This window comes from Shinella granuli, assembly GCF_004341885.1.
Taxonomy (GTDB): Bacteria; Pseudomonadota; Alphaproteobacteria; order Rhizobiales; family Rhizobiaceae; genus Shinella; species Shinella granuli.
In genome coordinates, this window is record NZ_SLVX01000015.1 from 86877 (window position 1) to 106145 (window position 19269).

General features: G+C 65.8%; 20 protein-coding genes. 9 read left to right on the top strand and 11 right to left on the bottom strand.

All coding sequences use genetic code 11. From position 1 onward, the window contains the following. Positions 1–176 precede the first annotated feature (176 nt). Both EV665_RS21230 and EV665_RS21235 read left to right on the top strand, forming a co-directional pair. Positions 177–704 (top strand): GNAT family N-acetyltransferase, encoded by a 528-nt coding sequence (locus EV665_RS21230; protein ID WP_133035588.1) that lies wholly within the window; start codon positions 177–179, stop codon positions 702–704. A gap of 205 nt (positions 705–909) precedes the next feature. Further along, a complete protein-coding gene (locus EV665_RS21235) occupies positions 910–1326 on the top strand; it encodes a DUF4864 domain-containing protein (protein ID WP_133035589.1) in 417 nt (138 codons plus the stop codon). Between the two features lie 39 nt (positions 1327–1365). On the opposite strand, the gene tgt is transcribed toward EV665_RS21235, so the two are convergent. From tgt to coaD, 6 genes are all read right to left on the bottom strand, one after another. Next, positions 1366–2496: a tRNA guanosine(34) transglycosylase Tgt gene (gene tgt, locus EV665_RS21240; RefSeq protein ID WP_064330063.1), complete on the bottom strand. Its 1131-nt coding sequence runs from the start codon at positions 2494–2496 to the stop codon at positions 1366–1368. After that, complete coding sequence (gene queA / locus EV665_RS21245; protein ID WP_133035590.1) at positions 2493–3560, bottom strand: tRNA preQ1(34) S-adenosylmethionine ribosyltransferase-isomerase QueA; 1068 nt, start codon at positions 3558–3560, stop codon at positions 2493–2495. Before queA ends, tgt begins: the two co-directional genes overlap by 4 nt. A gap of 8 nt (positions 3561–3568) precedes the next feature. Continuing rightward, positions 3569–4018, bottom strand: coding sequence for a DMT family transporter (locus EV665_RS21250; RefSeq protein ID WP_064330061.1), 450 nt, complete (start codon positions 4016–4018; stop codon positions 3569–3571). 80 nt (positions 4019–4098) lie between these two features. Continuing rightward, positions 4099–4614 (bottom strand): peptidylprolyl isomerase, encoded by a 516-nt coding sequence (locus EV665_RS21255; protein ID WP_064330060.1) that lies wholly within the window; start codon positions 4612–4614, stop codon positions 4099–4101. An 82-nt stretch (positions 4615–4696) separates the two neighbouring features. After that, complete coding sequence (locus EV665_RS21260; protein WP_064330059.1) at positions 4697–5266, bottom strand: peptidylprolyl isomerase; 570 nt, start codon at positions 5264–5266, stop codon at positions 4697–4699. A 33-nt stretch (positions 5267–5299) separates the two neighbouring features. Beyond that, complete coding sequence (gene coaD, locus EV665_RS21265) at positions 5300–5794, bottom strand: pantetheine-phosphate adenylyltransferase (protein WP_133035591.1); 495 nt, start codon at positions 5792–5794, stop codon at positions 5300–5302. A gap of 249 nt (positions 5795–6043) precedes the next feature. On the opposite strand from coaD, the gene EV665_RS33120 reads away from it, so the two are divergent. Both EV665_RS33120 and EV665_RS32400 read left to right on the top strand, forming a co-directional pair. Next, a complete protein-coding gene (locus EV665_RS33120; protein WP_256388514.1) occupies positions 6044–6169 on the top strand; it encodes a hypothetical protein in 126 nt (41 codons plus the stop codon). Between the two features lie 13 nt (positions 6170–6182). Then, on the top strand, positions 6183–6329 hold the full coding sequence (locus EV665_RS32400; protein WP_162853123.1) for a hypothetical protein: 147 nt from the start codon (positions 6183–6185) through the stop codon (positions 6327–6329). A gap of 222 nt (positions 6330–6551) precedes the next feature. Here the strand turns inward: EV665_RS32400 and gyrA are convergent, their stop codons facing one another. Beyond that, entirely contained in the window at positions 6552–9332 is a 2781-nt protein-coding gene (gene gyrA, locus EV665_RS21270) for a DNA gyrase subunit A (RefSeq protein ID WP_064330057.1), read from the bottom strand. A 242-nt stretch (positions 9333–9574) separates the two neighbouring features. On the opposite strand from gyrA, the gene EV665_RS21275 reads away from it, so the two are divergent. After that, the gene (locus EV665_RS21275; protein WP_064330056.1) at positions 9575–10204 is read left to right on the top strand and encodes a MarC family protein; all 630 of its coding nucleotides are present in this window, start codon (positions 9575–9577) and stop codon (positions 10202–10204) included. A gap of 313 nt (positions 10205–10517) precedes the next feature. Here EV665_RS21275 and EV665_RS21280 read toward each other — a convergent pair whose 3' ends face one another. Together EV665_RS21280 and EV665_RS21285 are read right to left on the bottom strand one after the other, a co-directional pair. After that, complete coding sequence (locus tag EV665_RS21280; protein ID WP_133035592.1) at positions 10518–10925, bottom strand: cupin domain-containing protein; 408 nt, start codon at positions 10923–10925, stop codon at positions 10518–10520. A 77-nt stretch (positions 10926–11002) separates the two neighbouring features. Next, on the bottom strand, positions 11003–11509 hold the full coding sequence (locus EV665_RS21285; RefSeq protein WP_064330054.1) for a single-stranded DNA-binding protein: 507 nt from the start codon (positions 11507–11509) through the stop codon (positions 11003–11005). A 292-nt stretch (positions 11510–11801) separates the two neighbouring features. On the opposite strand from EV665_RS21285, the gene uvrA reads away from it, so the two are divergent. From uvrA to EV665_RS21300, 3 genes are read left to right on the top strand one after another with little or no spacing between them, the layout of a single operon-like run. After that, positions 11802–14720 (top strand): excinuclease ABC subunit UvrA, encoded by a 2919-nt coding sequence (uvrA, locus tag EV665_RS21290; RefSeq protein ID WP_133035593.1) that lies wholly within the window; start codon positions 11802–11804, stop codon positions 14718–14720. Between the two features lie 3 nt (positions 14721–14723). Next, positions 14724–15347, top strand: a complete 624-nt coding sequence (locus EV665_RS21295) for a glutathione S-transferase family protein (protein WP_133035594.1) — start codon at positions 14724–14726, stop codon at positions 15345–15347. Positions 15348–15382: 35 nt separating this feature from the next. Next, on the top strand, positions 15383–16186 hold the full coding sequence (locus EV665_RS21300; protein WP_133035595.1) for a DUF72 domain-containing protein: 804 nt from the start codon (positions 15383–15385) through the stop codon (positions 16184–16186). A gap of 52 nt (positions 16187–16238) precedes the next feature. Here the strand turns inward: EV665_RS21300 and EV665_RS21305 are convergent, their stop codons facing one another. Both EV665_RS21305 and EV665_RS21310 read right to left on the bottom strand, forming a co-directional pair. Continuing rightward, positions 16239–16967: a 3-keto-5-aminohexanoate cleavage protein gene (locus tag EV665_RS21305; protein ID WP_133035596.1), complete on the bottom strand. Its 729-nt coding sequence runs from the start codon at positions 16965–16967 to the stop codon at positions 16239–16241. A 56-nt stretch (positions 16968–17023) separates the two neighbouring features. After that, entirely contained in the window at positions 17024–18508 is a 1485-nt protein-coding gene (locus tag EV665_RS21310; protein ID WP_133035597.1) for an NAD(P)H-hydrate dehydratase, read from the bottom strand. Between the two features lie 364 nt (positions 18509–18872). On the opposite strand from EV665_RS21310, the gene EV665_RS21315 reads away from it, so the two are divergent. Further along, a complete protein-coding gene (locus EV665_RS21315) occupies positions 18873–19211 on the top strand; it encodes a P-II family nitrogen regulator (protein WP_003515720.1) in 339 nt (112 codons plus the stop codon). The last annotated feature ends 58 nt before the right edge of the window (positions 19212–19269 follow it).

The window sequence follows — 19269 nt, forward strand, 5'->3', positions numbered from 1 at the left end:
GTCGTGCTGGAACCACAACGCCATTTGCATCCCGCCCGCGCGGATAGCCGCCCCTTTCGCTGACGCGATATCGACGGTCCCGATCAATTCGTAGTAGAATGCCACGAATCCCGGCCTTCGGCGTCAAGGCGAACACCCGCTCCAGCTCGCCATGTCGTCCAACCCCGCACGATCCCATGCCCGATATCCCTGTGCTTGAAACCGACCGTCTCGTCCTGCGCGGCTTTCGCCCGGACGATCTCGATGCCATGACCGCGATGTGGGCCATGCCCGAGGTTGTGCGTTATATCGGCGGCGTGCCGCTGTCCCGCGAACAGTCGTGGACCCGCCTGCTGCGCCAGATCGGCATGTGGAGCGTCATGAACTTCGGCTTCTGGGCGGTCACCGAAAAGACCTCCGGCCGGCTCATCGGCGAAGCCGGGTTCCATGAGATGCGCCGCGAGATGTCGCCCAGCATCGAGAACACGCTGGAAGCCGGCTGGGGCCTGCTCCCGGATTTCCGCGGCCGCGGCTATGCCAGCGAGGCGCTGGATGTGATGCTGCCCTGGGCGGCGGCGAACCACGGCGACCTGCCGGTGACCTGCATCATCGACCCGGAAAACACGGCCTCCATCCGGCTTGCCGAGCGGCACGGCTTCCGCGAATTCGCCCGGTCGACCTATCAGGGAACCGAGATCGTCGTCTTCCGGAAGGTCCCGGCATAGGTGTTTGCGCGCCACCCACTGCTGCCTATTGCGAGTATATCACAAATAAGTGATACTAAACTGAACTATTAGGTTTTCACGACAGGTCACTGCTTCCAAAAGACATTTCTGCCATGAATCTCCGGCGATCGGCACATATGGCCGCGTGGCAGTTCTTTTCCGACGTCCATGCTATTCTAGTTTCGTCCGAAAAGGAGAGTGCGCCATGAAAATGCTTGCCGCCGTGTTCCTTTGCGTTTCGCTGTTCCCGCTTTCCAATGCCCGGGCGGACGAACCCGTCGATACGGTTCAGGGCATCATCCAGGGCCAGATAACCGCCTTCCTCAACGACGACGCGAAGACCGCCTATTCCTTCGCCTCGCCGACCATCCGCGGAAAGTTCCCGACCGAGGACGCCTTCTTCGACATGGTGAAGAAGGGTTACGCGCCGGTCTACCGCCCGGGCAATTTCGCCTTCGGCCGCTTCAAGGTCGCGGACGACACGGTGGTGCAGGAGGTGCTGATCTCGGGGCCTGATGGCAAGGACTGGACGGCGCTCTACCAGGTCGTGAAGCAGCCGGACGGCAGCTACAAGATCAACGGCGTGCACATGGTGCGCACCGCGCCGGGGCCGGAGATCTGACCAACGGAGATCTGACCAGGGAGGCGCGGCGGAGCGCCCTCAGAGGGGGGCGAGATCGCCCCTCGCCCAGTTCTCCTGCGTCTCCGCCATGAAATCGGCGAAACGCCCCTCCTCGATCGCCGTGCGGATGCCGGCCATCAGGTCCTGGTAGTAGGAGAGATTGTTCCAGGTCAGAAGCATGCCGCCGAGCGATTCGTTGGCGCGGATGAGGTGGTGCAGGTAGGCGCGCGAATAGTCGCGCGCCGCCGGGCAGGTCGATTCCTCGTCGAGCGGGCGCATGTCCTCGGCGTGGCGCGCATTGCGCAGGTTGATGCGGCCGCGGCGGGTGAAGGCGAGGCCATGGCGGCCAGAGCGGGTCGGCATCACGCAGTCGAACATGTCGATGCCGCGGGCGACGGATTTCAGCATGTCGTCGGGCGTGCCGACGCCCATCAGGTAGCGCGGCTTTTCGGTCGGCATGTGCGGCACGGTCGTGTCGATCATGTCGAGCATGACCTCCTGCGGCTCACCGACGGCAAGGCCGCCGATGGCGTAGCCCTTAAGGTTCAATTCGGCGAGCGCCTGCGCGGAGCGCACGCGCAGATGCGGGATGTCGCCGCCCTGCACGATGCCGAACATCGCCTTGCCCGGCTGGTCGCCGAAGGCGGTCTTGCAGCGCTCGGCCCAGCGCAGCGACATTTCCATGGCGCGCTCGATTTCCTTCGGCGAGGCCGGCAGCGCCACGCATTCGTCGAGCTGCATCTGGATGTCGCTGTCGAGCAGGCCCTGGATTTCGATCGAGCGCTCCGGCGACATATGGTGCAGCGCGCCGTCGACATGGCTCTTGAAGGTGACGCCCTTCTCGTCGAGCTTGCGCAGGCCCGCGAGCGACATGACCTGGAAGCCGCCCGAATCGGTGAGGATCGGGTGCGGCCAGCGGATGAGCTCGTGCAGGCCGCCGAGGCGCGCGACGCGCTCCGGGCCGGGGCGCAGCATCAGGTGATAGGTGTTGCCGAGGATGATGTCGGCGCCGAGGTCGCGCACCTGGTCGAGATACATCGCCTTGACGGTGCCCACCGTACCGACCGGCATGAAAGCCGGCGTGCGGATCGTGCCGCGCGGCATGGAGACCTCGCCGCGGCGCGCCTTGCCATCGGTTGCAAGCAGTTTGAACTGGAAGGTTTCGGTCATCGGTCGTTCCGGAAAAGCAGGCTGGAGTCGCCGTAGGAATAGAAGCGGTAGCCGGTGGCGATCGCATGGGCATAGGCGCCGCGCATCGTCTCCAAGCCTGAAAAGGCGGAGACGAGCATGAAGAGCGTCGATTTCGGCAGGTGGAAATTGGTCATCAGCATGTCGGCCGTGCGGAAGCGGTAGCCGGGCGTGATGAAGATGCCCGTCGCGCCGGACCAGGGCCGGATCGTGCCGTCTTCGTCCGCGGCGCTTTCGAGGAGGCGCAGCGAGGTGGTGCCGACGGAAACGATGCGCCCGCCCCTCGCCCTGACGGCGTTGAGCGCGGCGGCCGTCGCCTCGCAGACATGGCCGATCTCCTCGTGCATGACATGGTCCGTCGTGTCGTCGGCCTTCACGGGCAGGAAGGTGCCGGCGCCGACATGCAGCGTCACGAAATGCCGTTCGACGCCGAGCGCGTCGAGTTTTTCGAAGAGGGCGTCGGTGAAATGCAGGCCGGCCGTCGGCGCCGCGACGGCACCTTCCTCGCGGGCGTAGATCGTCTGGTAGTCGCGGCGGTCCGCCTCGTCGTCCTCGCGCTTGGAGGCGATGTAGGGCGGCAGCGGGATATGGCCGACGGAGGCGATGGCGCGGTCGAGATCGGGACCGGAGATGTCGAAATGCAGGGTGACCTCCCCGCCCTCGCCTTTCTGCTCGACGATCGCCGAAAGCGCCTCCGCCGCGCCGAAGGCGATGCGGTCGCCGCGCTTGATGCGCTTGCCGGGCCTGGCAAAGGCCTTCCAGCGGTCGCCCGCGATGCGCATGTGCAGCGTCGCGGACACCTTCTGGCCACCGGCGCCCTCGCGATGGCGGATGCCTTCGAGCTGGGCGGGGATGACGCGCGTGTCGTTGAAGACCAGCGCATCGCCGGGCCGGAGCAGCGAGGGCAGGTCGCCGACGGTGCGGTCCGCGTAGGGCGTCTCCTGCCCCGGGCGCACGACGAGCAGCCTTGCCGCCTCGCGTGGCGTCACCGGACGAAGCGCGATATTGTCTTCCGGAAGATCGAAATCGAAGAGATCGACGCGCATGCCCGGCCTCAATACAAGCGGATCAGCAGCGCACCGACGACGAGCAGCATGGCCCCCGCGATGCGGCCGAGGGAGATTTCGCGCACGGCCATGCCGAGAAAGCCGATGCGGTCGAGCAGGATGCCGGCCATGAGCTGGCCGGAAACGGCGAAGGCCATGACGGCGGCCGCGCCGATGCGCGGCGTCAGGAAGATGGCGGTCGTCACATAGACCGTGCCGAGCGCGCCGCCGGCAAAATAGAGCCAGGCATCCGGCCCGCGCCAGTCCGGCGCCCGGCCCTCGAAGGCGGCGGTGGCGAAGACGACGAGGGCGAGGACGAGCGCGCCCGAGAAGAACGAGACGCAGGCGGCGGCGACCGGCATGCCGAGCCCGCGGCCAAGCAGCGCATTGATGGGGGCCTGGATGGCGATGCACGCGCCCGCCGCAATGCCGAGCAGCGCCCAGAGGAAAGCAGCCATATCGACTTGTCTCTTGAAAAGCGCACAAAGAAAAACCGCGCCCGCCGGGGCGAGCGCGGTCGAAAACGAAAGGTTCTCTATCAGGCCGCCACGTCGGCGGCAACCTTCATCGAGACGATGGTGTCGGGATCGCGCACCGGCTCGCCGCGCTTGATCTTGTCGATGTTTTCCATGCCTTCGACGACCTGGCCCCAGACGGAATACTGCTTGTTGAGCCAGGGGGCATCGGTGAAGCAGATGAAGAACTGCGAGTTGGCCGAGTTCGGCATCTGGCTGCGGGCCATGGAGCAGGTGCCGCGCACATGGCTCATGTTGGAGAACTCGGCCTTGAGGTCCGGCTTTTCCGAGCCGCCCATGCCGGCGCGGGCCGGGTTGAAGTCCTTGCCGCCGGTCTTGCCGTACTGCACGTCGCCGGTCTGGGCCATGAAGTCCTCGATGACGCGGTGGAACACGACGCCGTCATAGGCGCCTTCGCGCGTCAGCTCCTTGATGCGCGCGACGTGGCCCGGTGCGAGATCCGGAAGCAGTTGGATGACCACCTTGCCCTTCGTGGTCTCCATGATGATGGTGTTTTCCGGATCCTTGATCTCGGCCATGGTCTTTCTCCTTCAAAGGCATGTTGCGCAAAAGGTGTGTCGCCGTTCTGCGATTGCAACGGGCGACACAGCAAAAAGTGGATTACTTGCCGACGGTGACCTTGATCATCCGGTCGGGATCGGTGACCGCGCCGTTGTTGGCCTCGTCGCCGCGCTTGATCTTGTCGACGTTCTCCATGCCGGAAACGACCTTGCCGACGACCGTGTACTGGCCGTTCAGGAAGTCGCCCGGGGCGAACATGATGAAGAACTGCGAATTGGCGGAGTTCGGGTCCTGCGAACGGGCCATGCCGACCGTGCCGCGCTCGAAGGGCACGTCGGAGAATTCCTGCGGCAGGTCCGGCTGGCTGGAACCGCCCGTGCCGGCCGCGCCCGGCTGGAAGCCGTCTTCCATGTCGCCGAACTGCACGTCGCCGGTCTGTGCCATGAAGCCTTCGATCACGCGGTGGAAGGCGACATTGTCGTATTCGCCGGCGGCGGCGAGCGCCTTGATGCGCTCGACATGCTTGGGCGCGACCTTATCGTTCAGCTCGACGACGACGGGGCCGTCCTTGAGCTGGATCGTGATGAACTCGGCGGCCTGGGCAACGACGGCGCTCGTCGTGGTCGCAAGGAAGAGGGCTCCTGCAAAGGCAAAACGGAGGATGGTCATGATAGCTCCCTTGAGGGGTTCAGGATGATGGGCTCAGCCCGTCTTGCGGGCTTTCAGCGCCGTGAAGACGGGCGCCGGAACGAAGGCACTGACATCGCCGCCCATGGCCGCGATCTGGCGGACCAATGTGGCGGTAATGGGCCGCGAGGCGACGCCCGCCGGCAGGAAGACGGTCTGCACATCAGGCGCCATCTGGCGGTTCATGCCGGCCATCTGCATTTCATAGTCGAGATCCGTGCCGTCGCGCAGGCCCCGGATCAAGAGGCGCGCACCGTGCTCGCGCGCGGCATCGACGACCAGATTGGAAAAGGAGACGACGCTGACATCCCCTGCCCGCGCCGGCAACGCCTCGGCGATCGACCGGCGGATGAGGTCCGCGCGCTCCTCGAAGGAGAAGAGCGGTGTCTTGCCGGGATGGATGCCGATCGCGACGATGACCTCGGGCGCCACGTTCAGCGCCTGCACGAGCACGTCGATATGGCCGTTGGTGATCGGATCGAAAGAGCCAGGGTAGAAGGCGACTGTCATCGGCGGGGTCCCGTTTGCCGCCTTTTGTCACGGACGGCCCCTTTCCGCAAGGGCGCGGCCCGTCGCAGCCCACACTGTCCCCTGCCAAGAACATGAACGCGGCATGAACGGGCCGTTCAAGACCATTTCAGGCAGGCCATGTCTAAATAGCAGCATCGGAGCCGGGAACAAAGGTCGCCCTCGCGCATTCTCCCGGCTGAATACAGTGAAACAAGTAATGCGTTTCCTTAGGCTTGAAGGAACACGAAAATGGCCCTCGCTCTACTCTGCATGACCATGTTCATCGCCCTTACCGCCGCGACCATCCATGCGCTGCGGGAAGAGGATCGCCCGGCAACGCCGAAAATCGCCGCCCGCGGCAAGTGGCTGCGTTGAGCGGAACAGCACCATGGCCGCGCTCACCATCTTCTTCACGATCTTCATCAGCACCGTCTTCACCTTCGACTTCGTGCGCACGATCCTTGAACTGAAACGGGACCGCGCAGCCCTGAAGGCGGCCAGGCTGAAAACCCAAGCAGGCGGCTTCGGCGTCTGAGAACGTCTCCCTGCGGCGCGCCGCCCCCGGCGTCGGACCTGCCGCAGCACGTATGCCGCCGTCAGAGCGGGCAGCCTTTCCTCCGGGCTGCCCGCAAAATTGAAAAGCCGGACGGTCGTTCCCTGCCGTCCGGCTTTTCCGTTTCAAGAAAACAGGGCCTTTCCGGCGCGTGCCGGAAAGGCCCTGTTTTGTTTCGATTGCGAAGGCCGGACCGTTTCCGGCCTATTCCTCGGCCGGCGGCGTCGCATCCCCGGCGTCGACATCGCCTTCGATGCCGTTGCCGTCCGCATCGTCCTCGCCTTCCGGCTCGCTGATGCGCTCGACCGAGACGACCTTCTCGTCCTTGGCGGTGGAGAAGATGGTGACGCCCTTCGTCGCGCGGCTGGCGATGCGGATGCCGTCGACCGGCACGCGGATCAACTGTCCGCCGTCGGAGACGAGCATGAGCTGGTCCTTCTCCTCGACCGGGAAGGCGGCGACGAGTTCGCCGATCTCGTTGGTCTTCGAGGTGTCGGTGGCGCGGATGCCCTTGCCGCCGCGGCCGGAGGTGCGGAAGTCGTAGGAGGACGATCGCTTGCCGAAACCCTTCTGTGACACCGTCAGCACGAACTGCTCGCGGGACCTCAGGTCCTGGTAGCGCTCTTCGGAGAGATCGCCGACTTCGCCGACCTCCTCGCCGACCAGCGCGATATCCTCCTCGTCGACGCCGCTGGCGCGGCGTTCCGCGGCGGAGCGCTTCAGGTAGGCGGCGCGCTCCCACGGTTCGGCATCGACATGGCTGACGATCGTCATCGAGATGATGCGGTCGCCGGCGCCCAGCGTGATGCCGCGCACGCCGACCGAGTTGCGGCCGGCGAAGACGCGCACGTCGTCGACCGGGAAGCGGATGCACTGGCCGAGCGCCGTCGTCAGCAGCACGTCGTCGTTCTCCGTGCAGGTCTCGACATTGAGGATCTCGTCGCCCTCTTCCTCCAGCTTCATCGCGATCTTGCCGTTGCGGTTGACCTGGACGAAATCGCTGAGCTTGTTGCGGCGCACCGTGCCGCGGGTCGTCGAGAACATGACGTCGAGGTTTTCCCAGGTCGTCTCGTCCTCGGGCAGCGGCATGATGGTGGTGATGCGCTCGCCGGGCTCCAGCGGCAGCATGTTGATCAGCGCCTTGCCCTTGGATTGCGGCGTGCCGATCGGCAGGCGCCAGACCTTCTCCTTGTAGACGATGCCGCGCGAGGAGAAGAACAGGACCGGCGTGTGCGTGTTGGCGACGAAGAGGCGGGTCGCGAAATCCTCGTCCTTCATGGCCATGCCGGAGCGGCCCTTGCCGCCGCGGCGCTGCGCGCGGTAGGTGGCGAGCGGCACGCGCTTGACGTAGCCGGCATGCGACACGGTGACGACCATGTCCTCGCGGGCAATCAGGTCCTCGTCGTCCATGTCCGGGCCGCCCTCGGCGATCTCGGTGCGGCGCGGCGTGCCGAATTCATCGCGGATCGCGCCGAGCTCGTCCTTGACGATGGTCATGATGCGCAGGCGCGAGGACAGGATGTCGAGGTAGTCCTTGATCTCCTCGCCGATCTTGTTCAGCTCCTCGTCGATTTCGTCGCGGCCGAGGGCCGTGAGACGGGCGAGGCGCAGCTCGAGGATGGCGCGGGCCTGCTCTTCGGAGAGATTGTAGGTCAGGTCCTCGTTGATGCGGTGGCGCGGGTCGTCGATGAGGCGGATCAGCGCATCGACGTCCTTGGCCGGCCAGCGGCGCTCCATCAACTGCTCGCGCGCCGTCTGCGGATCGGGCGCGCGGCGGATGAGGCTGATCACCTCGTCGATATTGGCGACGGCAATCGCAAGGCCGACCAGGACGTGGGCGCGGTCGCGCGCCTTGCGCAAGAGGTATTTCGTGCGGCGGCTGACGACCTCCTCGCGGAAGGCGACGAAGGCGCGCAGCATGTCGAGCAGCGTCATCTGCTCCGGCTTGCCGCCGTTCAGCGCCACCATGTTGCAGCCGAAGGAGGTCTGCAGCGGGGTATAGCGGTAGAGCTGGTTCAGGATGACGTCGGCATTGGCGTCGCGCTTCAACTCGATGACGACGCGGTAACCGTCGCGGTCGGACTCGTCGCGCAGGTCGGAAATGCCCTCGATGCGCTTGTCGCGCACGAGTTCCGCCATCTTCTCGATCATCGTCGCCTTGTTCACCTGGAACGGGATCTCGTTGATGATGATCTGCTCGCGGTCGCCGCGCATCGGCTCGATGCGGGCGCGGCCGCGCATGATGACGGAGCCGCGGCCGGTCTCGTAGGCCTGGCGGATGCCGGCACGGCCGAGGATCAGCGCGCCGGTCGGGAAATCCGGGCCGGGGATGATCTGCATCAGGTCGAGCAGTTCGATCGCCGGATTGTCGATCAGCGCGATACAGCCGTTGATGACCTCGGCGAGATTGTGCGGCGGGATGTTCGTCGCCATGCCGACGGCGATGCCGCCCGCGCCGTTGACGAGCAGGTTGGGGAATTTCGCGGGAACGACGACGGGCTCGCTCATCGTGCCGTCATAGTTGTCGCGGAAGTTCACCGTTTCCTTGTCGAGGTCGTCGAGCAGGGAATGGGCGGCCTTCTCAAGGCGGCATTCCGTATAACGCTGGGCCGCCGGCGGGTCGCCGTCGACGGAGCCGAAATTGCCCTGGCCGTCGATCAGCGGCAGGCGGAGCGACCAGTCCTGCGCCATGCGCGCCAGCGCGTCGTAGATCGCCGCATCGCCGTGCGGATGGTATTTACCCATCACGTCACCGGTGACGCGCGCCGACTTCACGTATTTCTTGTTCCAGTCGACGCCCATCTCGCTCATCGAGTAGAGGATGCGCCGGTGCACGGGCTTGAGGCCGTCGCGCACATCGGGCAGCGCGCGGGACACGATCACGCTCATGGCGTAGTCGAGATAGGACCGCTGCATTTCCTCGATGATGGAAATAGGCTCAATGCCGGGAGGGTTTTTTCCGCCGGGTGTCGATTGCTCTGTCAATTTCGGTCACGATCGTTGTTCAGAATCAGAAGGGAATTTTATAGCCTACCGGCGCTGGGAGCGCCAATTTTGCCGGGGGTTTTGAACAGGCTTTTCCAAGTAAAATCCGCCAATTTGCGCATTTTCATGGCCGTGGCGCCGCATTGGTCCGACCGCCCTTCCCTTGCGCGGCGCCCTCCCCTAACAATAGCCGGACAAGGCCGGGAAAAATCGGCCGCGCAACGGCGAGGGGAACGCCAGACATGCTCAATATCGATCTTCTGATCAATGCGATCACGACCCTGCTCGTGACCATCGATCCGCCGGGCCTCGCCCCGATCTTCCTGGGGCTCACCGTCGGCATGACGCGCCCGCAGCGCACGCAGGTGGCGCTGCGCGGCTGCATCATCGCCTTCTGCATTCTCGCCGTCTTCGCGCTGACGGGCGCCGGCGTGCTCTCGCTGCTCGGCATCTCCATCGGCGCCTTCCGCATCGCCGGCGGCCTGCTCCTGTTCTGGATCGCCTTCGAGATGATCTTCGAGCGCCGCAACGAGCGGAAGGAAAAGACCAGCGAGGTGGCGATCACCCGCGACCACATCCACAACATCGCCGTCTTCCCGCTCGCCCTGCCGCTGATCGCCGGCCCCGGCGCGATCTCCGCGACGATCCTCACCTCGGGCTCCTTCCCCTCGGCGCTCGAACGCGGCGCCCTGATTGGCGTCATCGCGCTCTGCATCGCCATCCTGTTCCTGTCGCTGGTCATCGCCGAGCGCATCGACCGCTTCCTCGGCAAGACCGGCCGCGCCATCCTGACACGCCTGCTGGGCGTCATCCTCGCCGCGCTCGCCGTGCAGTTCGTGGTGGACGGCGTGAAGTCGGTGTTCATCGGCTGATGGATGCCCCGCTCCCCGCGGAGCGATCGCACGGGGAAGGAAACCGCCGCCACATCCACCTTCTCCCCGCTTGCGGGGAGAAGGTGCCGGCAGGCGGATGAGGGGGATGCCGAAGGCAAGAAAAGCCAAGGATTTCACCCGCCCCTCATCCGACCCTTCGGGCCACCTTCTCTCCCAGGGGAGAAGGGAAGATCAGCGATGTCGGATTCCATAAGCTCACCTAGGAGAAGCCTGGGAGGCACCCGCAGGGAGAGAGGCGTGGTGCCGTCATTCCACAGGCTATAGTCCGGCGCCTCGTGCGGGTGTCCGCCGGTTAGGGATTTTCGGCGAACCATTTTGCGATGGCCGGCATGTTCTCCTCGAAACCGCCGGGAAGGAACACGTTGAGCAGCCCGACGCGCTCGTCCGTGCGGTTCTCGAAGTCATGCAGCACGGTCGCCGGAATGCGCACGAAACTGCCCGCCGGCGCCTCCAGCCACTCCTCGCCGGCCAGGATGCTGGCGACACCGGCGATCACGTAGAAAAGCTCGACATTGTCCGCATGGGAATGGGCGCCCGGCCCGGCCGCACCGGGCTCCAGCCACCATTCGGAGACGCTGTAGGCATTGCGGGTCTCGCCATGGTCCGCCTTGAAGACCGCGCTCATGCGGCCGAGCGGATAGCTGCGTCCCTCGCCCGGCCGCAGGAACAACACGTCTGCGGCCGTCTTTTCAAAGTCCATGACGCTTCCTTTCCTGGCGTGCCTGCCCGTCGAAAGCGCCCGGGAAGGCCGGCGACAGCCGGCCTCGCTCCCTATCCTCAGAACGGGATGTCGTCGTCCATGTCGCGCGAGAGCGAGCCGCTCGAACGGCTGCTGCTGCTGCCGCCGCCCGAAGCCGGACGCGAGCCGTAGTCGTCGTAGTTCGGCGCCGCGCCGAAGTCGCCGCCGCCCCGGCGCTCGCCGCCGCCTTCGCCGCGGCCGTCCAGCATGGTCAGGGTCGAGTTGAAGCCCTGCAGCACGACTTCCGTCGAATAGCGGTCGTTACCGGTCTGGTCCTGCCACTTGCGGGTCTGCAGCGCGCCCTCGATATAGAGTTTCGCGCCCTTCTTCACATATTGCTCGACGACCTTGCACAGACCCTCGTTGAAGACCACGACATTGTGCCATTCGGTCTTCTCGCGGCGCTCGCCGCTGTTGCGGTCGCGCCAGGTTTCCGAGGTGGCGATGCGCAGGTTGGCGATCGGCCGACCGTCCTGCGTGCGCCGGATTTCCGGGTCCGCCCCGACATTGCCGATCAAGATCACCTTGTTGACGCTTCCAGCCATACCCGTAACTTCCCGTTATCGCGCCGGGCACATGGCGCCCGACATCATTTCACTACACGAATGCGGCATCTTATCGGCTGCCGATCGCCGGCGCCGCCCCGCACGAGTGGTAATCCACAGATCAATTGCAAAAATTCGTTCTTTTTTTGTTCTAATAATTCCCTACACTCTTGTCAACCGAATCGGAAACGGGCACGGAATTCTCAAGACCGCGCATGGACACGCCCCAACCCATCCCTACATAGGGGCCAGATCCGAAATTGATGCGCAACGACCCCTGACGCTGGATACCATGAGCGAACTCAAGACCATTTCCATTCGCGGCGCACGCGAACACAATCTCAAGGGCATCGACCTCGACCTGCCCCGCAACAAGCTGATCGTCATGACCGGGCTTTCGGGTTCCGGCAAGTCGTCGCTCGCCTTCGACACGATCTATGCCGAGGGCCAGCGGCGCTATGTCGAGAGCCTTTCGGCCTATGCCCGCCAGTTCCTGGAGATGATGCAGAAGCCTGACGTCGACCAGATCGACGGCCTGTCGCCGGCCATCTCCATCGAGCAGAAGACGACCTCGAAGAACCCGCGCTCGACCGTCGGCACGGTCACCGAGATCTACGACTACATGCGCCTGCTCTTCGCGCGCGTCGGCGTGCCCTATTCGCCGGCGACCGGCCTGCCGATCGAGAGCCAGACGGTCAGCCAGATGGTCGACCGCGTCATCGACTTCGGCGAGGGAACACGCCTCTACATCCTCGCGCCCGTCGTGCGCGGCCGCAAGGGCGAGTACAGGAAGGAACTCGCCGAATTGATGAAGAAGGGGTTCCAGCGCGTCAAGGTCGACGGCCAGTTCTATGAGATCGCCGACGTGCCGGCGCTCGACAAGAAGTACAAGCACGACATCGACGTGGTGGTCGACCGCGTCGTCGTGCGCCCGGACCTTTCCTCGCGCCTGGCGGACAGCCTCGAGACCTGCCTGAAGCTCGCAGACGGCCTGGCGATCGCCGAATTCGCCGACAAGCCGCTGCCCGTTGAGGAAACGTCGGCCGGCGGCTCGGCCAACAAGTCGCTGAACGACACACACGAGCGCGTGCTGTTTTCCGAAAAGTTCGCCTGCCCGGTTTCCGGCTTCACCATCCCGGAAATCGAGCCGCGGCTCTTCTCGTTCAACAACCCGTTCGGCGCCTGCCCGACCTGCGACGGCCTCGGCAGCCAGCAGAAGATCGACCCGGACCTGATCGTGCCCGAGGCGGAGCGCACGCTGCGCGACGGCGCCATCGCGCCCTGGGCCAAATCCTCCTCGCCCTATTACAACCAGACGCTGGAAGCGCTCGGCGCCGCCTATGGCTTCAAGCTCTCCAGCCGCTGGTCGGAACTGTCGGAAGCCGCGCAGGACGCCATCCTCAACGGCACGAAGGAGAAGATCGAGTTCAACTACAAGGACGGCGCGCGCTCCTACAAGACGGTGAAGACCTTCGAGGGCATCGTGCCGAACCTCGAACGGCGCTGGAAGGAGACCGATTCCGCCTGGTCGCGGGAAGAGATCGAGCGCTACATGTCGGCCGCCCCCTGCCCGGCCTGCAACGGCTTCCGCCTGAAGCCGGAGGCGCTGGCGGTGAAGATCAACAGGCTGCATATCGGCGAGGCGACGGCCATGTCGATCCGCGTCGCGCGCGACTGGTTCGAGGCGCTGCCGGAGCACCTCAATGCCAAGCAGAACGAGATCGCCGTCCGCATCCTCAAGGAGATCCGCGAGCGCCTGAGCTTCCTCAACGATGTCGGCCTCGAATATCTGTCGCTCTCGCGCAATTCCGGCACGCTGTCTGGCGGCGAGAGCCAGCGCATCCGCCTCGCCTCGCAGATCGGCTCCGGCCTGACGGGCGTGCTCTACGTGCTGGACGAGCCCTCCATCGGCCTGCACCAGCGCGACAATGCGCGCCTGCTCGATACGCTCCGGCACCTGCGCGACATCGGCAACACCGTCATCGTCGTCGAGCATGACGAGGACGCGATCCTGACGGCGGACTACGTGGTCGATATCGGTCCCGCCGCCGGCATCCATGGCGGCGAGGTGATCGCGCAGGGCACGCCCGGCGAGGTCATCGCCAACCCGGCCTCGCTGACGGGAAAATACCTGTCGGGCGAGCTTGCCGTCGCGGTTCCGGCGGAGCGCCGCAAACCGAAGAAAAAGAAGGAAATCAAGGTCGTCGGCGCGAAAGCGAACAATCTGAAGAATGTCACGGCATCGATCCCGCTCGGCGTCTTCACGGCGGTGACGGGCGTTTCGGGCGGCGGCAAGTCGACCTTCCTCATCGAGACGCTCTACAAGTCGGCCGCCCGCCGCATCATGGGCGCACGCGAAATCCCGGCCGAGCATGAGCGCATCGACGGGTTCGAATATATCGACAAGGTCATCGACATCGACCAGTCGCCGATCGGCCGCACGCCGCGCTCGAACCCGGCGACCTATACCGGCGCCTTCACGCCCATCCGCGACTGGTTCGCCGGCCTGCCGGAGGCCAAGGCCCGCGGCTACCAGCCGGGCCGCTTCTCCTTCAACGTCAAGGGCGGACGCTGCGAGGCCTGCCAGGGCGACGGCGTCATCAAGATCGAGATGCACTTCCTGCCGGATGTCTACGTCACCTGCGACGTCTGCCACGGCAAGCGTTACAACCGCGAGACGCTCGACGTCACCTTCAAGGGCAAGTCGATCGCCGACGTGCTCGACATGACGGTGGAGGAAGGCGTCGAGTTCTTCGCCGCCGTGCCGGCCGTGCGCGACAAGCTGACGACGCTGAACCAGGTCGGCCTTGGCTATATCAAGGTCGGCCAGCAGGCGAACACGCTGTCGGGCGGCGAGGCGCAGCGCGTCAAGCTCGCCAAGGAACTGTCGAAACGCTCGACCGGCCGCACGCTCTACATCCTCGACGAGCCGACGACGGGCCTGCACTTCCATGACGTGGCGAAGCTGCTCGAAGTGCTGCACGAACTGGTCAACCAGGGCAATTCGGTCGTCGTCATCGAGCACAATTTGGAGGTCATCAAGACCGCCGACTGGATCATCGACTTCGGCCCGGAAGGCGGCGACGGTGGCGGCGAGGTGATCGCCGAGGGCACGCCGGAGGACGTGGTGAAGGTGGAGCGCTCCTATACCGGCCACTTCCTCCGGGAATTGCTGGAACGCCGGCCGATGAAGAAGGTCGCGGCGGAGTAACCCATGATCCTGATCGGCCAGTACGATTCGTCCTTTGTGCGCCGTGTGGGCATTGCGCTGCGGCTCTATGGCCTCCCCTTCGAGCACCGGCCCTGGTCGGTGTTCGGCGAGGGCGACAAGGTGCAGGCGGTCAACCCGCTGATGCGGGTGCCGACGCTGGTGCTGGACGATGGCGACGTGGTGGCCGACAGCTCCTCGATCCTCGATCATCTCGACGGCCTCGTGCCGCCGGAAAAGCGCCTCCTGCCGCAGGCCGAGCCCGCACGGCGGCAGGCGCTGAAGGTGATGGCCTTCGCGACCGGTCTTGCGGACAAGGGCGTCGGCCTGTTCTACGAGCTGCACCTGCACGAAACGCCTTCGGCCTTTTTCGTCGAGCGCTGCCGCTTGCAGATTTCAACCGTCCTTGCCGCGCTGGAGGCCGAGCGGGCCGCGCGGCCCGGAACATATTGGTTCGGCGGCATCACCCATGCCGATATCGCGGTCGCCTGCGCCTGGCGCCATGTCGGCGAGGCCCATCCCGGTCTCATCGACCCCGTCGCCTATCCCGCGCTTGCGGCCCATTGCGCCGGCATGGAGGCGCTGCCGGTGTTTCAGGACATTTCCCAGCCCTTCATCGCGCCCGCCTGAGAGGCGCCGCCATCTGTCTGTCGAGGAGAACTGACATGAGCACATCCGGCACCATCAGAACCGGCATCGGCGGCTGGACCTTCGATCCCTGGGAAGGAACCTTCTATCCGGAAAAGCTGGCGAAGAAACGCCAGCTCGAATTCGCCAGCCGCGAACTGACGGCGATCGAGGTCAACGGCACCTATTACGGCTCGCAGAAGCCGGAAACCTTCGCCAAATGGGCCTCCGAAGTGCCGGACGGCTTCATCTTCTCGCTGAAGGCCAGCCGCTTCACGACGAACCGCAAGGTCCTGGCCGATGGCGGCGAATCCGTCGAAAAGTTCCTGACGCAGGGGCTGACCGAACTCGGCGACCATCTCGGCCCGATCCTCTGGCAGTTCCCGCCGACGAAGAAGTTCGAGCCGGACGATTTCGAGGGTTTCCTGAAGCTGCTGCCGGAAAAGCTGGACGGCCTCGCGCTGAAACATGCGCTGGAAGTGCGCAACGATACGTTCCTCGTGCCGGAATTCGCGGCGCTCGCCCGCAAGTACAAGGCGGCGGTCGTCTACGCCCAGCATGCCGACTACCCCGAGATCGCCGACGTGACGGCGGATTTCGTCTATGCCCGCCTGCAGAAGGGCTCCGACGACATCAAGACCTGCTACCCGCCCGAAGCGCTCGATGAATGGGCGGAGCGGCTCAAGGCCTGGTCCGGTGGCGGCGAACCGGCCGATTTGCCGAAGATCGACCCGGCGACCAAGCCGGCGCAGAAACCGCGCGACGTTTTTGCCTTCTTCATCACGTCGGGCAAGGTGAACGCGCCGAACGGCGCGCGCGAGCTGCAGCGGCGCACCGGCTGATGCCGCCGGCTGCCTGGCCCCTCGCCTTCGCCCATGTCTTTCGGCGCGGGCGTCAGCCCGGGGCCGCGGAGCGGAAGAGCCCGGTGGCATCCCGTACGATGTCGGCATTGTCTGCCGCTGTCTCGCCATTGAGGCGCAGGCAATCGTCCTCCAGTCCGACACGGGTGGACCAGCGCTGCCGGTGGGCGCGCCGGACGAAATGCCAGACGGTCGCATCGGCCCCATGCAGCAGGATCGGCCGGCGGACATTCGCCCTTGCGAGAACTTCTGCGATCCCGTCGGCGGTGGCGTCCGCTTCGCCAAAATCCTGTTCGTGATCGATCTCGATGAGGACGCGCAGCGCCCGTCGGCAATCCGGCAGGGCGACGAACCGTTCGGCATCCGCCACGCTGGCCAGCCCCGCCTCGACGCCGACGCCCATGTGGTGCAACAGGGCCATGACGGCAGGCGCATCGGGTTCGCAGAGGTTGACGGAGGCATAGTCGGGGAGTTCTCGCCATGCCGCGATGCGATCGCGCGTCCGCTCCTCGTCGCCTTCGATCCACGCGCCCGTCGACACGCCGATGAACGTGCCGGGGCATGTCTCGCGCACGGCGCGCACCGTCTCGTCGACGGCCGCCAGGCTCTCGCGCCCGTCCGGCCCGCGCGGATGGATATGGAGCTCCGCCGCGCCGGCGGAAATGCAGGCCGCGGCGTCGATCGCCATCGCCTGTGCCGTCAGGGGCAGGCGCGGATGGTAGTCGGCGGGGCGCGCGCCGTTGATGCAGGCTTGAACGATCATGCCGGTCTCCCCGGGTCTGGTTGCGTTTGATCCCATGCAGGGATGCGGTGCCTGTCCTATTCGGGCCAGGGCGGAATGGCGTCCGGCAGATCCTCCGCCGTCAGCCCCTCGCCTGCGATCCGGCCCGCCTCGCCATGGCGCCAGACGGCGCTGGCGGCCGCTTCGAAGGCCGGCATGCCCTGCGCAAGATGCGCGCCGACGATGCCGGCGAGCACGTCGCCGGAGCCGGCCGTGGCAAGCCAGGGCGGCGCGTTCCCGTTGACGAGGACCCGGCCGTCCGGCGCGGCGATCACGGTGTCGGCGCCCTTGAGGATCAGGATGCCGTTGCTGCGCGCGGCCGCCTTCCGGGCGCGATCGATCTTCGACAGGGCGCCGTCTTGCGCAAGATCCGGAAAGAGGCGGGCGAACTCGCCGTCATGCGGCGTCAGCACCAGCCGCGGGCTTTCGCCGGAAAAGAGCGCGAAGAGCGCCGCCGGATCGTCGCGGAAGGCGCTGATGCCGTCTGCATCGAGCACCAGGCGACGGCCGCCTTCGGCAAGCAGGCGGACGTGGCCCCGTGCCCGCGCGCCGTCGCCGAAGCCGGGGCCGAGCACGAAGGTCTGCAACCGCGCATCGTCGAGCAGGGCCGAAAGGTCATCGTCGCCGTCGACGGGTTTCAGCATCGCCGCGGTCAGGTGCGCGGCGTTGACGGAAAGCGCCTCCCGCGGCGAGAGCAGCGTGACGAGACCGGCGCCGGCGCGAAGGCCGGCCGCGGCGGAGAGGCGCGCGGCGCCCGTGGCCGTCGCCGGGCCGGAGAAGACGGCAAGATGGCCGCGCCCGTATTTGTGGATCGCCCCCTCCTGTTCAGGCAGCGCGAGACGCCAGATCGCCGGCACATTCACGCGCATGTGGTCCGCATGCCGGGCCAGCAGGCGTGCGGGGATGCCGATGTCGAAGACCTCCAGGTCGCCCGCGAGGCTGCGGCCGGGCAGCAGCAGGTGGCCGGGCTTGCGGCACATGAAGGTGACGGTCGCGCTGGCCTCGAAGGCCGCGCCGCGCACCTGCCCGGTCCGGCCGTCGACGCCGGAGGGCAGGTCCACCGCCAGCACGGGCAGCGCCGCCTTGCGGCACACGGCCTCGATGATATCGGCGACCGCCTGCGGCACGTCGCGCGACAGGCCCGCGCCGAACAGCGCATCGATGACCACGTCGCCGGCGGCGGGCACATAGGCGGAAAGCGGCGCGACGGAACCGGAAAAACAGGCGAAGGCGCTCGCCGCGTCTCCCGTCAGCGCCGCGGTCTCCCCGAGCGCATGGACGGCGACCGCGGCCCCCGCCTCCTGCAAGGCGCGGGCGGCAACATAGCCGTCGCCGCCGTTGTTGCCCGGCCCGCACAGGACGGCAAAGCGCAGGGCGCCGGGAAAGCGGCGCAGCGCCGCGGCGGCAACCGCCTGTCCCGCCCGCTCCATCAGGCCGTAGCTCGAAAGATCGAGGGCGGCGGCGCGGTCGATCCGGCCCATGTCCTCGGGCGTGACGATGAGTGTGTCTATATCCTTGTGCATGCCGCCACCATGCGCGCAAAGCCGGGGTGGAGACAAGCCCACGGATCGATCCGGCGTAACGACCGTTTTTTGTGCATTTGCACATTCCATGCGCTCAACATTGCAGCTTTACGCGGCAGGTCCGCCGGCCCGGCCCTCCAGAGGCATCGGCCCGGGTGGAAAGTGACAATTTTTAGGCAGATTCCGCTGGCCCTTTTGCCCGGAAAGCCGCATCATCCGCCGTGTGAGGACGGGCAGGATCGCACCGGAAGCGGATTTCATCCCATCCGGCACGCACCCTGCTCAAATTGGCATGATACGTGCATTTGAATGTGCAGCGGGCGCAAACCGCGCGCAAACGGGAGAAGCGGAGAGACATTTTCTCATGAAAAAGATCGAAGCGATCATCAAGCCCTTCAAGCTCGATGAAGTGAAGGAAGCCCTCCAGGAAGTTGGCCTGCAGGGTATCACCGTCACCGAGGCGAAGGGCTTTGGACGCCAGAAGGGCCACACGGAGCTTTACCGCGGGGCCGAATACGTCGTCGACTTTCTGCCCAAGGTGAAGGTCGAGGTCGTCCTGGCGGACGAAAACGCGGAGGCCGTCATCGAGGCCATCCGCAACGCGGCCCAGACCGGCCGCATCGGCGATGGCAAGATCTTTGTCTCCAACGTCGAAGAAGTCATCCGCATCCGCACCGGCGAAACCGGCGTCGACGCCATCTGATCCCGCCCGGCCGTCCGGCCGAGGCTTCCACCTCGTCATCTCACACAGGGACTCCATA

Bases quoted from the DNA above. Each gene is read 5' to 3' on its own strand.
- EV665_RS21230 (WP_133035588.1), top strand. From the start codon at position 177: ATGCCCGATATCCCTGTGCTTGAAACCGACCGTCTCGTCCTGCGCGGC.
- EV665_RS21235 (WP_133035589.1), top strand. From the start codon at position 910: ATGAAAATGCTTGCCGCCGTGTTCCTTTGCGTTTCGCTGTTCCCGCTT.
- tgt (WP_064330063.1), bottom strand. From the start codon at position 2,496: ATGACCGAAACCTTCCAGTTCAAACTGCTTGCAACCGATGGCAAGGCG.
- queA (WP_133035590.1), bottom strand. From the start codon at position 3,560: ATGCGCGTCGATCTCTTCGATTTCGATCTTCCGGAAGACAATATCGCG.
- EV665_RS21250 (WP_064330061.1), bottom strand. From the start codon at position 4,018: ATGGCTGCTTTCCTCTGGGCGCTGCTCGGCATTGCGGCGGGCGCGTGC.
- EV665_RS21255 (WP_064330060.1), bottom strand. From the start codon at position 4,614: ATGGCCGAGATCAAGGATCCGGAAAACACCATCATCATGGAGACCACG.
- EV665_RS21260 (WP_064330059.1), bottom strand. From the start codon at position 5,266: ATGACCATCCTCCGTTTTGCCTTTGCAGGAGCCCTCTTCCTTGCGACC.
- coaD (WP_133035591.1), bottom strand. From the start codon at position 5,794: ATGACAGTCGCCTTCTACCCTGGCTCTTTCGATCCGATCACCAACGGC.
- EV665_RS33120 (WP_256388514.1), top strand. From the start codon at position 6,044: ATGGCCCTCGCTCTACTCTGCATGACCATGTTCATCGCCCTTACCGCC.
- EV665_RS32400 (WP_162853123.1), top strand. From the start codon at position 6,183: ATGGCCGCGCTCACCATCTTCTTCACGATCTTCATCAGCACCGTCTTC.
- EV665_RS21275 (WP_064330056.1), top strand. From the start codon at position 9,575: ATGCTCAATATCGATCTTCTGATCAATGCGATCACGACCCTGCTCGTG.
- EV665_RS21280 (WP_133035592.1), bottom strand. From the start codon at position 10,925: ATGGACTTTGAAAAGACGGCCGCAGACGTGTTGTTCCTGCGGCCGGGC.
- EV665_RS21285 (WP_064330054.1), bottom strand. From the start codon at position 11,509: ATGGCTGGAAGCGTCAACAAGGTGATCTTGATCGGCAATGTCGGGGCG.
- uvrA (WP_133035593.1), top strand. From the start codon at position 11,802: ATGAGCGAACTCAAGACCATTTCCATTCGCGGCGCACGCGAACACAAT.
- EV665_RS21295 (WP_133035594.1), top strand. From the start codon at position 14,724: ATGATCCTGATCGGCCAGTACGATTCGTCCTTTGTGCGCCGTGTGGGC.
- EV665_RS21300 (WP_133035595.1), top strand. From the start codon at position 15,383: ATGAGCACATCCGGCACCATCAGAACCGGCATCGGCGGCTGGACCTTC.
- EV665_RS21305 (WP_133035596.1), bottom strand. From the start codon at position 16,967: ATGATCGTTCAAGCCTGCATCAACGGCGCGCGCCCCGCCGACTACCAT.
- EV665_RS21310 (WP_133035597.1), bottom strand. From the start codon at position 18,508: ATGCACAAGGATATAGACACACTCATCGTCACGCCCGAGGACATGGGC.
- EV665_RS21315 (WP_003515720.1), top strand. From the start codon at position 18,873: ATGAAAAAGATCGAAGCGATCATCAAGCCCTTCAAGCTCGATGAAGTG.